General features: G+C 64.6%; 17 protein-coding genes. 4 read left to right on the forward strand and 13 right to left on the reverse strand.

What is annotated here, in order from left to right; all coding sequences use genetic code 11:
• Positions 1 to 9: 9 nt before the first annotated feature.
• Positions 10 to 552 carry a ubiquinol-cytochrome C chaperone family protein gene (locus tag LB552_RS16800; RefSeq protein ID WP_140541296.1) on the reverse strand — a complete coding sequence of 181 codons (543 nt, stop codon included), beginning with the start codon at positions 550 to 552 and terminating at the stop codon, positions 10 to 12.
• Between the two features lie 117 nt (positions 553 to 669).
• Here LB552_RS16800 and LB552_RS16805 point away from each other — a divergent pair, with 117 nt between their 5' ends.
• The 3 genes from LB552_RS16805 to LB552_RS16815 all read left to right on the forward strand — a co-directional run bounded on the left by LB552_RS16805 (position 670) and on the right by LB552_RS16815 (position 2869).
• Complete coding sequence (locus tag LB552_RS16805; RefSeq protein WP_095767674.1) at positions 670 to 1194, forward strand: outer membrane protein assembly factor BamE; 525 nt, start codon at positions 670 to 672, stop codon at positions 1192 to 1194.
• A 138-nt stretch (positions 1195 to 1332) separates the two neighbouring features.
• Entirely contained in the window at positions 1333 to 1878 is a 546-nt protein-coding gene (locus LB552_RS16810; RefSeq protein WP_224608413.1) for a dTDP-4-dehydrorhamnose 3,5-epimerase family protein, read from the forward strand.
• Between the two features lies 1 nt (position 1879).
• Complete coding sequence (locus LB552_RS16815) at positions 1880 to 2869, forward strand: glycosyltransferase family 2 protein (protein WP_224608416.1); 990 nt, start codon at positions 1880 to 1882, stop codon at positions 2867 to 2869.
• 82 nt (positions 2870 to 2951) lie between these two features.
• Here the strand turns inward: LB552_RS16815 and LB552_RS16820 are convergent, their stop codons facing one another.
• The 5 genes from LB552_RS16820 to LB552_RS16840 all read right to left on the reverse strand — a co-directional run bounded on the left by LB552_RS16820 (position 2952) and on the right by LB552_RS16840 (position 9308).
• Entirely contained in the window at positions 2952 to 5093 is a 2142-nt protein-coding gene (locus tag LB552_RS16820) for a sodium-translocating pyrophosphatase (protein WP_224608419.1), read from the reverse strand.
• Positions 5094 to 5336: 243 nt separating this feature from the next.
• Positions 5337 to 6086 carry an ABC transporter permease gene (locus LB552_RS16825; protein WP_224608422.1) on the reverse strand — a complete coding sequence of 250 codons (750 nt, stop codon included), beginning with the start codon at positions 6084 to 6086 and terminating at the stop codon, positions 5337 to 5339.
• Positions 6083 to 7021 (reverse strand): ABC transporter ATP-binding protein, encoded by a 939-nt coding sequence (locus LB552_RS16830; protein ID WP_224608424.1) that lies wholly within the window; start codon positions 7019 to 7021, stop codon positions 6083 to 6085. The genes LB552_RS16825 and LB552_RS16830 overlap by 4 nt, the downstream gene beginning before the upstream one ends.
• Entirely contained in the window at positions 7018 to 8181 is a 1164-nt protein-coding gene (locus LB552_RS16835; protein ID WP_224608427.1) for an ABC transporter permease, read from the reverse strand. Before LB552_RS16835 ends, LB552_RS16830 begins: the two co-directional genes overlap by 4 nt.
• A 215-nt stretch (positions 8182 to 8396) precedes the next feature.
• Positions 8397 to 9308, reverse strand: coding sequence for an ABC transporter substrate-binding protein (locus LB552_RS16840; protein WP_224608430.1), 912 nt, complete (start codon positions 9306 to 9308; stop codon positions 8397 to 8399).
• Between the two features lie 237 nt (positions 9309 to 9545).
• Between LB552_RS16840 and LB552_RS16845 the strand changes: the two genes are divergently transcribed.
• Positions 9546 to 10118 (forward strand): NADPH-dependent FMN reductase, encoded by a 573-nt coding sequence (locus LB552_RS16845; RefSeq protein WP_095767682.1) that lies wholly within the window; start codon positions 9546 to 9548, stop codon positions 10116 to 10118.
• 57 nt (positions 10119 to 10175) lie between these two features.
• On the opposite strand, the gene LB552_RS16850 is transcribed toward LB552_RS16845, so the two are convergent.
• From LB552_RS16850 to nrdR, 7 genes are all read right to left on the reverse strand, one after another.
• On the reverse strand, positions 10176 to 11396 hold the full coding sequence (locus tag LB552_RS16850; RefSeq protein WP_224608433.1) for an MFS transporter: 1221 nt from the start codon (positions 11394 to 11396) through the stop codon (positions 10176 to 10178).
• A complete protein-coding gene (gene nusB / locus LB552_RS16855) occupies positions 11393 to 11875 on the reverse strand; it encodes a transcription antitermination factor NusB (RefSeq protein ID WP_224608436.1) in 483 nt (160 codons plus the stop codon). The genes LB552_RS16850 and nusB overlap by 4 nt, the downstream gene beginning before the upstream one ends.
• Positions 11872 to 12366: a 6,7-dimethyl-8-ribityllumazine synthase gene (locus LB552_RS16860; protein ID WP_224608439.1), complete on the reverse strand. Its 495-nt coding sequence runs from the start codon at positions 12364 to 12366 to the stop codon at positions 11872 to 11874. The genes nusB and LB552_RS16860 overlap by 4 nt, the downstream gene beginning before the upstream one ends.
• A gap of 85 nt (positions 12367 to 12451) precedes the next feature.
• A complete protein-coding gene (locus LB552_RS16865) occupies positions 12452 to 12613 on the reverse strand; it encodes a hypothetical protein (RefSeq protein ID WP_224608442.1) in 162 nt (53 codons plus the stop codon).
• Entirely contained in the window at positions 12613 to 13230 is a 618-nt protein-coding gene (locus LB552_RS16870; protein ID WP_224608445.1) for a riboflavin synthase, read from the reverse strand. The genes LB552_RS16865 and LB552_RS16870 overlap by 1 nt, the downstream gene beginning before the upstream one ends.
• 61 nt (positions 13231 to 13291) lie before the next feature.
• Positions 13292 to 14419 carry a bifunctional diaminohydroxyphosphoribosylaminopyrimidine deaminase/5-amino-6-(5-phosphoribosylamino)uracil reductase RibD gene (gene ribD / locus LB552_RS16875; RefSeq protein WP_224608447.1) on the reverse strand — a complete coding sequence of 376 codons (1128 nt, stop codon included), beginning with the start codon at positions 14417 to 14419 and terminating at the stop codon, positions 13292 to 13294.
• A 2-nt stretch (positions 14420 to 14421) separates the two neighbouring features.
• On the reverse strand, positions 14422 to 14901 hold the full coding sequence (nrdR, locus tag LB552_RS16880) for a transcriptional regulator NrdR (RefSeq protein ID WP_059184872.1): 480 nt from the start codon (positions 14899 to 14901) through the stop codon (positions 14422 to 14424).
• Between the last annotated feature and the right edge of the window lie 126 nt (positions 14902 to 15027).

Genomic DNA, 15027 nt, shown 5'->3' on the forward strand with positions numbered 1-15027 from the left:
CGGCCTCCTTCACGCTGCCCCGGCCGCCGGGAACGCGGCGGTGCCGGCGGCGATCGATTCGGTCGGCTGGGCGGCAAGCTTGTGCGAGGCCTCGCAGACATAGTCCGCCAGCAGCGGCGCCTGCGGCCAGGGGCCGGAGTCCGGCCTGACGTTGCGGGCGAGCGCCGCCGCAAGCGCCACCCGATCGTCTTCCTTGAGCGCTTCGTCATAGGCAGCCGTACGGCCGTAAAACATCTTTGCCAGCTTCTTCATGCGTTTGGGCACGCCGACATCGCCAATGCCAAGTTCGCGCAGCGAATGCTCGACATCGAGGAAGAACTCGTCGATCAGCACTTGCGCGACCTCGGCGGCCACGCCTTGCCCGCCATGCAGCCGGTGCTGGACAAGATACATATGCAGCGACAGCATCTCGAAGCGGCCGAGCGGCGTATCCGGCACATTCCAGTCGGAATAAAACACCGTTTGCCGCGCCGCCGCCACGATTTGTGCGTAGAGCGCGTCGGTGATAGCGCGGTTGGCATTGCGTTCGCGGCCAAAAAGGCGCTGGAACATTGAGGGCGGTCTCCCGGGGACCTGTTGTTTGATTTGGCCTTGTTGCATCGGCATGCAAGCTGGTTTACCGGTTTTGCGGCCCAGCGCAAGTTGCGGGGATGTGATGGAGATTTGTTGTTGGGTGCGCTGAAATTCAAGTCGTTCTTTGCGCCCGCCCCAGTGGGCGCGGCTTCGCTGCTGGTAATGGTGTCAGCGCTTTCCGCCTGCAATTCGTCCAAGATGTTCGGAGATCTCCATCCGAGCGAGACGCTGACGAAAGGCTACGTCATCGACCAGCAGGCGATCGATTCGGTGCCGGTCGGATCGAGCCGCGAGCAGGTGCTTCTGGCGCTGGGCACGCCGTCGACGACGGCGACCTTCGACAACGAGGCCTTCTACTACATCTCGCAAACGCGCAAGCGCTATGTCGCCTTCGACAACCCGCGCATCATCGACCAGCACGTGCTGGCGGTCTATTTCGGCGCTGACGGCCGCGTCACCCAGATCGCCAATTACGGTCTCAAGGACGGCAAGGTCTTCGACTTCATCTCGCGGACGACGCCGACCGGCGGCAAGGACCAGAACTTCCTGAGCCAGGTCATCAGCGGCGCCAGCAAGCTGGCGCCTGGCATTCCCGGCGGCGGTAGCGGCGGTACGCCCTGAGTTCGCTCGCCCGGCAACCTGACTGAACGAAAGACTTCGATCGACGGTCTTTCGTCGCCTGCCGGCGACCGTCCGACTGCGCTTGCCTATGCCCGTATAGCCACGTATGACGCTTTGGCGATTTCCGGGGGGCTGGATATGAGCAACAACGATCGTACCGTACCGCAGGGCTGGATGGCGACCGGCACGCCTGACCAACAGACGGTGACGCCGGACTGGCTTGCCGTCGATGCGCCGCCGATCGAGGGCGTCACATTCAAGGAAATCAGACCCGTCGCGACTTCCAACGGCTACCTGACCGAGGTCTTTCGCGAGGAATGGGCTCTCGATCAATCGCCGGTCGGGCAAGTGTTCCAGCGCACCATGTATCCGGGCGCAGTGACGGGCTGGCACGCACATGCGGCGACCCTCGACCGCCTGTTCTGCTGCGCCGGCAGCGTGCGGATATCGCTTTTCGACGGGCGCAAGGCCTCGCCCAGCTTCGGCACGGTCTGGCACAAGATCGTCGGCGCCCTGCGACCGGCAATCATCACCATTCCGCCCGGCGTCTGGCACGGTGTCGTGACCCTCGGACCGGAGACAGCGTTGCTGCTCAACCTTGTCGACAAGGCTTACGCCTATGACGCGCCCGACCATTGGCGCCTGCCGCCCGATACGGAACAAATCCCCTACAAGCTGGTGTAGTGTGGAAAAGGGCGGTCAAGGCGCGCCAATCGGACCGATCGAACCGCTGGTCTCGATCGTGATGGCGACGCACAATCGTCCGGCGGTGCTGCATCAAGCCCTGAAGAGCCTCATTGGTCAGACCCTGCAGGACTGGGAGGCCATAGTCATCGGCGATGCGTGCCGCCCTGACACCGCGGCCACGGTCGCTGCATTCGAAGACGCCCGCATCTGCTATATCCATCTTCCCGTGAACTTCGGCGAGCAGTCGGGTCCGAACAATATCGGCTTTGCCCGGGCCCGCGGCCGCTTCATCGCCATCTTGAACCATGACGATCTGTGGTTTCCCGACCATCTGGCGTCCATGTGCGGCTGGATCGACGCCACCGGAGCCGATGTGGTGATCGCCCGAGGTGCAGTCATCGAGTCGTCCGCAAGCAAAGGCTCCAGGCATATGATCCTCGGGATGGGCCGGGACGGCTTCTACGACCCGGTTACCACTGTCGGATTCGGCTCCGCGCAAATGATCCGGCGCGCGTCGCTGCCAAGGCTTGGGCCATGGCGCCCGGCCAGCCAGTGCGTTTGCGAGAGTTCCCAGGACTGGCTGTTCCGTGCCTGGCGCAAGGGTGCGGTGATTGCGACAATGCCCCATCTAACCGTGCTCATGCTGCATTCGGGCAAGCGCGAAGGCAGCTATGCGCGAGATACGGCGCGGGAGCAGGAAGAACTGATGGACGCGATGGATGCGCCAGACGCGTTGCGGGTCAGGATTCTCGGCAACGCCGAGGAGCCTGCCCCCCTCAAGCGGTCCCGCTATCTCAAACGCAGGCTTCTGGCCATGTTTGGCATACATCCGCGGGCGCGGTCCTTCCGTCGCCAATATCGCCGCGGCGCGTTCATTGCCATGTTGCGCCGGACACGCGGCTTGCCGCCGATGCCCGAACGAGAACCAGACGCCAACGCGTTGCTGGCCCGCTATCGCCGTGACGGCGAAAGGCCGGAAGCCGGTTGAGTGCCCCGGAATGCATGATGTCATGCCGAAACACAAAGCCCGCGGGATCACTCCCGCGGGCTTTGTCGTGGAATAGCCGCAATCAGCCGTGCGCGAGCACGGCGAGCAGAAGCAGCGCGACGATGTTGGTGATCTTGATCGCCGGGTTGACGGCCGGGCCGGCGGTGTCCTTGTAGGGATCGCCAACGGTGTCGCCGGTGACCGAGGCCTTGTGCGCTTCCGAACCCTTCAGGTGCTTGACGCCGTCCTTGTCGGTAAAGCCGTCCTCGAACGACTTCTTGGCGTTGTCCCAGGCGCCGCCTCCGGAGGTCATCGAGATGGCGACGAAGAGGCCGTTGACGATGACACCGAGCAGCGAGGCGCCGAGCGCCGCGAAGGCCGAGGCCTTCGAGCCCGAGATCAGCAGCACGCCGAAATAGACGACGAGCGGCGCCAGCACCGGGAGCAGCGACGGGATGATCATTTCCCGGATCGCCGCCCTGGTCAGGATGTCGACGGCGCGCGCATAGTTCGGCTTCGAGGTGCCGGCCATGATGCCCTTGTCCTCGCGGAACTGCTTGCGCACTTCCTCGACGATCGAGCCGGCGGCGCGACCGACGGCGGTCATCGCGATACCGCCGAACAGATAGGGAATCAGGCCGCCGAAGATGAGGCCGGCGACGACATACGGGTTGGAGAGATCGAACGAGATCTCGCCCATGCCCTGGAAGTAGGGGTACTTATCGCCATTGGCGGCAAAGAACCTGAGATCATTCGAGTAGGCGGCGAACAGCACCAGCGCGCCGAGGCCGGCCGAGCCGATGGCATAGCCCTTGGTGACGGCCTTGGTGGTGTTGCCGACGGCGTCGAGCGCATCGGTCGAGTGGCGCACTTCCTTCGGCAGGCCGGCCATTTCGGCGATGCCGCCGGCATTGTCGGTGACCGGGCCGAAGGCGTCGAGCGCCACGATCATGCCGGCAAGGCCGAGCATGGTGGTGACGGCGATCGCGGTGCCGAACAGACCGCCGAGCTGGTAGGTGGCGATGATGCCGCCGACGATGACGATGGCCGGCAGCGCCGTCGATTCCAGCGAGACCGCGAGGCCCTGGATGACGTTGGTGCCGTGGCCGGTCACCGACGCCTGAGCGATCGAGTTCACCGGACGCTTGTTGGTGCCGGTGTAGTATTCCGTGATCACGACGATCAAGCCAGTCACAGCCAAGCCGATCAGGCCGCAGATGAACAGGTTCTTGCCGGTGATGACGATGCCGGCGACGGTGCCGACCTCGCCCCAGCCGAGCGTGGCCGAGGTAGCGGCGGCGAGGCCGACGATCGACAGCAGGCCGGTGACGATCAGGCCCTTATAGAGCGCGCCCATGATCGAGCCGTTGGAACCCAGCTTGACGAAGAAGGTGCCGACGATCGAGGTCAGGATGCAGGCGCCGCAGATGGCCAGCGGATAGAGCATCGCCGCCCCCAGCACCGCGGTGCCGCCGAAGAAGATGGCGGCGAGCACCATGGTGGCGACGACGGTCACCGCATAGGTCTCGAACAGATCGGCGGCCATGCCGGCGCAGTCGCCGACATTGTCGCCGACATTGTCGGCGATGGTGGCCGGGTTGCGCGGATCGTCTTCGGGGATACCGGCCTCGACCTTGCCGACGAGATCGCCGCCGACGTCGGCGCCCTTGGTGAAGATGCCGCCGCCGAGACGGGCGAAGATCGAGATCAGCGAGGCGCCGAAGCCGAGCGCGACGAGCGAGTCGATGACGACGCGGTCGTTCGGCTGCAGGCCCATCGGGCCGGTCAGGATGAAGTAGTAGATCGAGACGCCAAGCAGCGCCAGGCCCGCGACCAGCATGCCGGTGATGGCGCCTGACTTGAAGGCGATGTCGAGGCCGGCGGCAAGGCTGTTGGAAGCGGCTTGCGCGGTTCGCACATTGGCGCGCACCGAGACATGCATGCCGATGAAACCGGCGGCGCCCGAGAGCACCGCGCCGATCAGAAAGCCGATGGCGGCGGTGATCGAAAGCAGCCACCAGGCAAGCAGGAGAACGACGATGCCGACGATCGCGATGGTCGTGTACTGGCGCGCCAGGTAAGCCTGGGCGCCTTCGCGGATGGCGGCGGAGATTTCCTGCATGCGCTGATTGCCCTGATCGGACGCAAGGACCGAACGTGTCGCCCAGATGGCGTACAGAACTGACAGCAAGCCGCAGGCGATGACGGCGGTAATGATGGTCATTGCCGGATTTTCCTCGATTGATGGCCCAAAAGAACCCCTCCCTGGACCGTTGGAACGGAGATGGATGCCGCATGCGGAATCCACCCCTTGGCTGGGGTGTATGCGAAACAGGGCTTGGAACGTCAAGATATTGTTCGGTTTTTGCCCGGCTTTCGCCCAAAAGACGATGGTGCCAATAGCTGTGTCGGCGCAGGCTTCGAATTAGATCGATTGAAATGACGCCGGGTATTGCCGACCAACCAGCTACTCCGCCCCCTGTCCCATACGCCGCGCGGCGTAGCGTTCGATCGCCGACAGGCCGTCATAGATCAGCACGGCAAGCGCCGCGACGATCAGGCCGCCCTGCAGCACGAAGGCAAGGTTGTTCGAGATCAGGCCGGCAATTATCACCTCGCCCAGCGTCTTGGCGGCAACCGTCGAGCCGATGGTCGCGGTGGCGAGGCTGATGACCACCGAGAGCCGGATGCCGCCGAGGATCACCGGGGCGCTCAGCGGCAGCTCGACCTTCATCAGCCTTTGCCAGCCGGTCATGCCTGCGCCGCGCGCCGCTTCCATCACGTTGCCGGGCAGCGTGGTGAGCGCCGTCAGCGCATTCTCGAAGATCGGCAGCAGGCCGTAGAGGAAGAGCGCGATCAGCGTCGGCTTCTCGCCGAAGCCGACGGCCGGCACGGCAAGCGCCAGCACCGCAACCGGCGGGAAGGTCTGGCCGATATTGACCAGGCTGCGCGACAAGGGCAGGAACTCGGCGCCGGCCGGCCTGGTGACCAGGATGGCTAAAGCCACGGCCACGATCGTCGCCGCCACTGTCGCCATCAGCACGATCCGCAGATGCTGCAATGTCAGCGTCAGCAGGCTGCCCTGGTTGTAGATCGCCGGCGCGCCATTCTCGGTCAGCGGTTTCAGCAGCGGCTCGAACCAGTTCGGGCTGGTGATGAAGACCGCCAGCAGCAAGAGAACAGCCAGCCTCAGCAGCGCAGGCAGCCAGGCTTTCATTGCGGCCTCGCCGCACGTTTGACCAGGCCTTCGACGGTGACGCGGCCGAGCAGCTTGCCGTCGGCGCCTTTCACCGGCAGCGCCGGGCGGCCCGACCACAACAACTCGGCCAGGGCGTCGCGCTGCGTGGCTTCGCCGGGGATCGCCTCGCCTTCGGCACCGCCCGGCTCCACCGCATCGCGCACTGGCCCCAGCGACAGCAGCCGGAACGGCCTTTCGCTGGGGCCGACCAGTGTCTCGACAAAGCCGTTTGCCGGTCTGGCCAGAATCTCCGCCGGTCTTGCGTATTGCACCAGCTTGCCGGCATCCATGACGGCTATTTTGTCGCCCAGATGCACGGCTTCTTCCATGTCGTGGGTGACGAGGATGATGGTGGTGCCGAAGCGCTTCTGGATCGCCAGCAGATCCTCCTGCGCCTTGGTGCGAATGATCGGGTCGAGCGCGCCGAAGGGTTCATCCATCAAAAGCACGTTGGGCTCGGCGGCTAAAGCGCGGGCAACGCCGACGCGCTGCTGCTGGCCGCCGGAAAGCTCGTGCGGGTAACGCGGCCCGTAAGCCTGCGGGTCGAGCTGGTAGAGCGTCATCAACTCGTCGACGCGCGCCTTGATGCGGTCTCGGTCCCAACCGAGCAGCAACGGCACGGTGGCGATGTTCTGCGCTACCGTGCGGTGCGGAAACAGGCCATGCCCCTGGATGGCGTAGCCGATGCTGCGGCGCAGCTGATAGCCGGGCAGCGAGCGGTTGTCGGCGCCGTCGAGCTTGATCACGCCCGCGGTCGGCTCGACCAGCCGGTTGATCATCCTGAGCAGCGTCGTCTTGCCGGATCCCGACGTGCCGACGATGGTCGCGATGGTTCGGGGCTCGATGACCATCGAAACATCATCGACCACAGTCGTACTGTCATAGCGCTTGGTGATGCCTTCGATCTCGATCATGCCGTTTCGACCCTGCGCTTGGTGGCTGTCATCTCGACGACCGCGTCGAGGATGATCGCCGCAGCGAAGGCCATCGCCACGGTGGGCAACGCGCCGAGCAGCACGAGGTCCATCGCCGTCTGGCCGACACCTTGGAAAACGAACACGCCGAAGCCGCCGCCGCCGATCAGCGCGGCAATGGTGGCAAGGCCGATATTCTGCACCAGCACGATGCGGATGCCGGTCAGGATCACCGGAAAGGCGAGCGGAAACTCGACATCGAACAGGCGCTGGCGGTCGGTCATACCCATGCCGCGCGCGGCGTCGTTGGCCGCGCGTGGGACGCCGGCAAGGCCGACCACGGTGTTGGCTACCACCGGCAGCAGCGAATAGAGGAAGAGCGCGACGAAGGCCGGCGCAGTGCCGATGCCTCTGATGCCGACCGCGGCGGCACCCGGCACGTGCACGGCGACCCAGCCGAGCGGCGCGATCAGCAGGCCAAAGAGCGCGATCGACGGAATGGTCTGGATGATGTTGAGCACGTTCAGCACCCCTGCCCGCAGCTTCTCGACACGATGGCACAAGATGCCGAGCGGTATCCCGACCGCGACCGCGCCGGCCAGCGAGCCAAGCGCCAGCGTGACGTGCTTGGAAGCTTCGGCCCAGAAACTGTCGGCGCGGCCTGCATATTCCTTGAGGATGGAAAGACTGTCCCAACGTCCCGAAACGAGCAGCGCGGCAATGGCCAAAGCGGCAAGCACGAGCACGCCGACGCGCGCTCTGGGCGACAGGTTCAGCCTGGTCAGCACATCGGCGAGGAGCAAGGTGAAGGCAAAGATCAGCAGCCAGAAACCCGAAGCCGGCGAGACGCGAGCGAAAGTGTTGCCGGCGGGCGTCAGAAAACCGCCGGCAACACCGATCAGGACCGAGAGCGCGACCAGCGCCACGACGCCGGCGATCAGCCTGAGCAAAAGCGGCGTCCTGAGCAGGGCGACGATCGCAGCCGCTATCATTATCGCCAGCAATAGCATGCCTAGCATGGACGGCAGCGCTTCCAGGATCGAGCGCGCCTGCCCCGGCACGATACGGTTGGCGCGGAACGTGGCGAACGGGGCGAGGAACGCGGCGTAGGCCACGATCGCGGCAATGACGACGCCGAGCTTGTCGAGGCGGATGGTCATGACGCGCGTTTGCGCGAGGCGCCCCCCTCTGGCCTACCGGCCATCTCCCCCTCTAGGGGGGAGATCAGATGTCGCGAGGGCCTTCGCCAATCACCAAGGCCGGAGAAGGGAGCGAGGCGCAGCAACAGCCAATCTCCCCCCTTGAGGGGGAGATGTCCGGCAGGACAGAGGGGGGCGCCTCGCAACGACTTCTCGCTTTTCAAGGCGGGCTTATCTTACTTCAAAAACCCGTTCTTCTTAAGGAAATCCTCCGCGACCCCCTTCGCCGGCTCGCCGCCCAGCTGAACGCGGCCGTTGAGCCCCTGCAACGTGACGAGATCGAGCTTGGCGAAGACCGGCTTCAGCAGCGTCTCGATCTCGGGATGCTGCTTCAGGACCTCTTCCCGGATGATCGGTGCGGGCTGATAGACGGGCTGCACAGCCTTGTCGTCCTCGAGCACGACGAGGCCGGAAGGCTGGATGCCGCCATCGGTACCATAGACCATGGCGGCGTTGGCGCCGTTGGTCTGGTTGGCGGCGGCTGCGATGGTCGCCGCGGTATCGCCACCGGAGAGCGTGATCAGCTGGTCCGGCTTCAGCGTGAAGCCGTATGTCGTCTGGAAGGCCGGGAGCGCCGCCGCCGAATTGACGAACTCGGCGGAGGCCGCCAGCACAACCTTGCCGCCGCCCGCGACGTATTTGCCGAAGTCGGTCAAGGTGACGAGCTTGTTCTCGTCGGCCACTTCCTTGCGCAGCGCGATCGCCCAGGTGTTGTTGGCCGGCGACGGCGATAGCCAGACGATCTTGTTGGCATCATAGTCGAGCTTCTTGGCGGTTTCGTAGCCCTTGGCGGCGTCCTTCCAGACCGGATCGTCGGCCTTCTGGAAGAAGAAGGCGGCATTGCCGGTATATTCGGGATAGATGTCGATCTCGCCAGCGGTGATCGCCTTGCGCACCACGGGCGTCGCGCCGAGTTGGATCCGGTCGGTCGTCTTGATGTTGTTGGCGTTGAGCACGAGCTGGATGATATTGCCCAGCACCCCGCCTTCGGTATCGATCTTCGAGGAGACGACCACCTGGGCGCTGGCCGAGGCAGTGGCAAGGCCGAGCGCAATGGCTGCTACGGCGAGCTTTCCGATTGAAAACATTGTGAAATCCCTTGCTGTGAACCGATTAATCGGTGGCTGTATATGAGCACGGCTATGACGGGCAGTCGGGGTACACGGTTTCATAACTTGGGGGACAGGCGCAATAATTTTGTTCGATCCGACAAAAGCACTGTTCCACCCGACATAGCGCGATGCCGACCTGAGGCCGGCTGGCGGCTTACCCTGTTTTGCGAAATATTGGGAAAGGCGGGTCGGCGGCCAAAACAGGAGTGTGTCATGGCCAAGCACAAAGTCGGCTACCTCATCGGCAGCCTCGCCAAGGGTTCCATCAACCGCAAGCTTGCGAAGGCTCTCGTCAAACTGGCGCCGCCGGAACTTGAGATGACGGAAATCCCCTTCAAGGACTTGCCGCTCTACAGCTACGACTATGACGCCGCCTTCCCGCCTGTCGCCCTGGAGTTCAAGAAAGCCATCGCATCCGTCCAGGCGGTGCTTTTCGTCACGCCGGAGTACAACCGATCGATCCCCGGCGGCCTGAAGAATGCAATCGACTGGGCCAGCCGGCCCTACGGCAAGAACTCCTTTGCCCGCAAACCGACTGCCGTCATCGGAACATCGCCGGGCGCGATCGCAACCGCGGTCGCCCAACAGAGCCTGCGCAGCGTGCTCAGCTTCTGCAACGCGCCCCAGATGAACTCGCCCGAAGCCTACATTCAGTTCACCCCGGGGCTGATCACCGACGATGGCGAGGTGACGGTGGCGTCAACAGAGACATTCCTGCGCAACTATATGCAGGAGTTCCACATGTTCATCGCGCGGGTCCTGCAGGTGCTCCCCCCGGATGCCTGACGCCGGTCGTTCAGGCAGGTTGTTCAAGAGGCCGGAAGAGCTGGTCGGGCGCCTTCTTCAAGATTTGGGAGCGCCCACCAACTTCAACGTGCCGAGCGCGGCAAAGCAGAGCGCGACGACCGGGAAGACGATCCAGTTCAGCATGGTCCAGCCCCAGGCGTTGTAGATCGCGCCCGACATCAGCGAAGCGAATGCGACGGAGCCGAACAGGGCAAAGTCGTGGAAACCCTGGACCTTGCTCTTCTCGGAAGGCCGGTAGCTGGCGGCGACCATTGCGGTGGCACCGATGAAAGCGAAATTCCAGCCGAGCCCGAGCAAGATCAGCGCCGTCCAGAACTGCCACAGCGCCAGGCCGGAAAGCGCCACGGCAGCACAGCCGATCAGCAGGACAAGGCCAGTGGCGACGATGCGCTCGGCGCCGAAGCGATGGATCAGCGTACCGGTGAAGAAGCTTGGCCCGAACATGGCCATGACGTGCCAGGAGATGCCAAGCGTGGCATTGTCTTCCGACAGGCCGCAGCCGACCATGGCGAGCGGCGCGCCGGTCATGACGAAGCTCATCAGCGCGTAGCTGCCGACGGTGCAGAAAAGTGCTGCGACGAAGCGCGGCTGGGTGACGATCTCGATCAGCGGTCGGGCATCGCTTGCGGCGGCTTCGGTCACGGCGTTCGCATGTGCGGAAACCCGCAGGAACGACAGGATGAGCGCGCCGACCGCCGCCAGCGGCAGGATCGAGGCGAAGGATCCTGCGAACATCACCGGGGCCAGCAATTCGCGCGTGTAGATGACGATCTGGGGCCCGAGAATTGCGGTAATGATGCCGCCCGCCAGCACGAAGGAGATGGCGCGCGCCTTGAACTCCGGCGGCGCATTGTCGGCAGCCGCGAAGCGGAATTGCTGGACGAAAGCGCCACCGACGCCAATGACGCAGAGGCCGAAGGCGAACAGCCAGAAGCTTGCCTGGAAGAGCGCGAGCGTCGCGACCAGGCCACCGAGCGCGGTGACGATAGTGCCTGTCATGAAGCCGCCGCGATGGCCGAGCCGGCGGATGATGGCAGCGGCCGGCAAGGCTCCCAGCGCCACGCCGATATTGAAACCGGTGACCGGCGCCGTCGCGAGCGACTTGTCTGGACCGAGCAGATATTGCCCGGCGAGCGCGCCCAGCGAAATGGCGATCGGCGCGGCCGAACCGACGATCGCCTGCGCTGCGGCAAGCAGCACCGCCGTGCGACGCCCTTCCCTGCCGGTCTCGGCGAACGCGGCCGTTGCGGTCGTCACGAAGCGTCCTCGCCGCGAACCCGGCGCGAAACGCGATCCAGCACGGCGTTCACCAGCTTCGGCTCGTCTTCCTCGTAAAATGCCTTGGCGATGTCGACATATTCGGAGACGATGACGGCCACCGGCACGTCCTCGCGCTTCATCAGTTCGTAGACGCCGGCGCGAAGGATGGCGCGTAGCGTCGAATCCAGCCGCGACAGCGGCCAGTCCTCGGTGAGCGCCTGGCGGATGACGGGATCGATGGTCTTCTGGTTCTCGACGACGCCGGTCAGGATGGCGCGGAACCATTGCGCGTCGGCCTCGCGATAGAGCGCGCCGTCGACTTCCTTGCCGAGGCGGAAGGCTTCGTATTCGGCCGTGATCTCGAAGACGCCGCTGCCGGCCACATCCATCTGATAGAGCGCCTGGACGGCGGCAAGACGAGCGGCACCACGCTTGTTGGCGTGGCGCACCGCACCGGTCGAGGCGGGATCAGTCACGATTGGGCTCCGAATTTCTCTTTGAGCGCGATCATGGTCAGCGCCGCGCGCGCAGCGAAGCCGCCCTTGTCGCCTTCCGTCTTGCGTGCGCGCGCCCATGCCTGGGCGTCGTTCTCGGTGGTCAGAATGCCGTTGCCGATCGCGATCGCCTCCTGCACCGAAAGGTCCATCAGCGCGCGGCTCGATTCATTGGCGACGATGTCGAAATGATAGGTGTCGCCACGGACGACGGTGCCGAGCGCAACAAAACCGTCGTAATGCGTGCCGCCTTCGGCCGCTCCATCGAGCGCGAAGATTATAACGGCCGGTATTTCGAGTGAGCCGGGAACCGTCACCACGTCATAAGTGGCGCCGGCTTCGTCGAGCGCGCCTGTCGCGCCTTCGAGCAGGGCGTCGGCGAGATCGTCGTGAAAGCGCGCTTCGACAATGAGCAGATGCACCTTCGCCTTCGGGCGAATGAACGCTTTGCCGTGTTGGGATGTGCCAGCCATAAAAGTCTCCGGGGGGTTGCCGGTGACTTAGGCCGAAGCCGGGTTGACCGCAAGCGGAAGATGCTGCGGCGCGACGTTCTGTGACCTATTCAGGCTGACGCGTTGCGAGATCCGCGCGATCCACCAGGCTTTTGACCCAAGCCTCGACTTCCTGGTGTTTTATCACTCTGCCGGCATCGACATCCGCCAACGCGTCGAGAGTCATCTGCCGGCGCTCGACGGTCTCTTCAGCTCCTTTGGGATCCATCACAGCCCCTCTTTCGCGGCCTCGGCCAGGCGCGCGGCATAGCGGGCCATGGTGTCGATCTCGATGTTGACGCGGTCGCCGGCCTGGCGCTCGCCCCAGGTGGTGACGCTCAGCGAGTGATGGATGAGGAGCACGTCGAAGCGGGTCGCTTCGACCTTGTTGACGGTAAGCGAGGTGCCGTCGAGCGCGACCGACCCTTTGGGCGCGATGAACTTCGCCAGATGGCGCGGCGCCTCCAGCGTGAAGCGCACGGCATCGCCCTCTTCCTTGCGCTCGACGATTTCGGCGGTGCCGTCGACATGACCGGAGACGATGTGGCCGCCGAGCTCGTCGCCGATCTTCAGCGCGCGTTCGAGATTTATCCTGGTGCCGGGCTTCCAACTTGACGCGGTGGTCAGTCTGAGCGCTTCCTCCCAGGCCTCGACCTCGAACCAGCGCGCATTCGAGCCGTGCTCGGGCAGCGCCGTGACGGTCAAGCAGACGCCGCCGCAGGAAATCGAAGCGCCGATCGCAATGGTCTCGGGGTCGTAGGCGGTGTCGATGCGCAGGCCGATGCCTTGGGCGAGCGGCTTCACGCTCGCAACCGTACCAACATCAGTCACAATTCCCGTAAACATCAGAGAGCGTCTTTCGTATTGACCGTGATCTTATCCAAAAACCGGTTCCCACTTTTTGGGCTCATGGTCTTACCCACTCGGCGTAACTGTCCTCGCCGAAGCGCATGTCGCGCAGCTTGCGAAATCCAGCCGGGATGTGGTCGGCGTCGATGGGCGATGCAATGCCGTCCTCGCCAATGGCGTCCGGGCCTTGGAAGAGGACAATGCGGTCGACAAGATCCTCCTCGAGGAAGGCCTTGGCCACCGTGGCGCCGCCTTCGACCAAAACGCTCGCCATGCCGAGTGCCGCCAGATCCTCCAGCAACTCCGGCAAGGCTATCTCGCTTTCATAGGTTTCCGTGCCGATGAAGTGCACGCCTGCGCGTTCGAGCGACGCCCGCCGGTGCGCGTCGGCCTCTGGGCAAGCAGCGACATAGAGCGGCACGCGGTCGACGCCCGAGACCAGCTTCGACGTCTCCGGCAACCGGATCTGGCGATCGAGGACGATGCGCGCCGGCGAGCGGTTCTCCAGTCCCGGCAGGCGCACGGTCAGCGCCGGATCATCCTCCAGCACGGTGCCGATGCCGACCAGGATGGCGTCGGACTCGGCGCGCATCAGATAGACATCGCGCCGTGCGACCTCGCCGGTGATGGCAACCTGGCCGGCGCCTTTGCGACCGATCTTGCCGTCGCTCGAAAGCGCAAGCTTCAGCGTCACTTCCGGACGTTTTTTCAGGGAACGAGTCAGGTAGCCGGCCATCTGCTCGGCGGCCTCGGCGGCCAGCACCTTCTCCACCACCTCGACACCGGCGGTGCGCAGGATGGCGTAGCCTTTGCCGGAGACGCGCGGATCGGGATCGCTCGCCGCACCGACGACGCGGGCGATGCCGGCATTGACCAGCGCGTTGGCGCAGGGCGGCGTGCGGCCGTGATGGGCGCAGGGCTCCAAAGTCACGTAAGCTGTAGCGCCGCGCGCAAGCTCGCCGGCCTCGGCAAGCGCTTCGGTCTCGGCATGGGGGCGGCCGCCCACGGCCGTCACGCCGGTGCCGACGATCATCGGACCGGCGCCGTCGTCGCGCACGATGATGGTACCGACAGAAGGGTTGGTCGAGGTGCGGCCGGCATTCCGCCGCGACAGCCTGATGGCCGCGGCCATGAAACGGCGATCAAGGGCCGCCCGCGCGGCCTCGTCCAGTCGCTGTCCCGCCATGATCAGCCGGCGTCCTCTTCGGTCTTCTCCTCGTCGCCCTTCAATTCGCCCAGCAGCTCGTGAAAATCCTTGGCCTCGCGGAAATTGCGGTAGACCGAGGCGAAGCGGACATAGGCAACGTCATCGAGCGATTTCAGCGCCTCCATGACCAGCCGGCCGACCTCGCCCGAGGCAACCTCGGTTTCGCCGGAGCTTTCGAGCTGGCGCACGATGCCGGTGACGGCGCGGTCGATGCGCTCGGGATCGACATTGCGCTTACGCACCGCGATCTCGACCGAGCGCAGCAGCTTGTCGCGGTCGAACGGCACCTTGCGCCCGGACTTCTTGATAACCACGAGGTCACGCAATTGCACGCGCTCGAAGGTGGTAAAACGACCACCGCAATCAGGGCAGACGCGGCGTCTGCGGATGGCGGCGCCATCCTCGGCCGGACGCGAATCCTTCACCTGCGTATCTTCGGACTGGCAATAGGGACAGCGCATGGGAAGCTTTCGGTTTGGCGATTCTGTAGGATGCCGGAAGGCTTAGTTTGTTTTGCCGCTATGGCAAAGCGCGGAGCCCTCCTATCAGAGATAGCGAGGCGCAAGCACAATTGCCAGCGCCCTGCC

It is taken from the genome of Mesorhizobium sp. CA7 (assembly GCF_020165015.1).
In the GTDB taxonomy this organism is placed as follows: domain Bacteria; phylum Pseudomonadota; class Alphaproteobacteria; order Rhizobiales; family Rhizobiaceae; genus Mesorhizobium.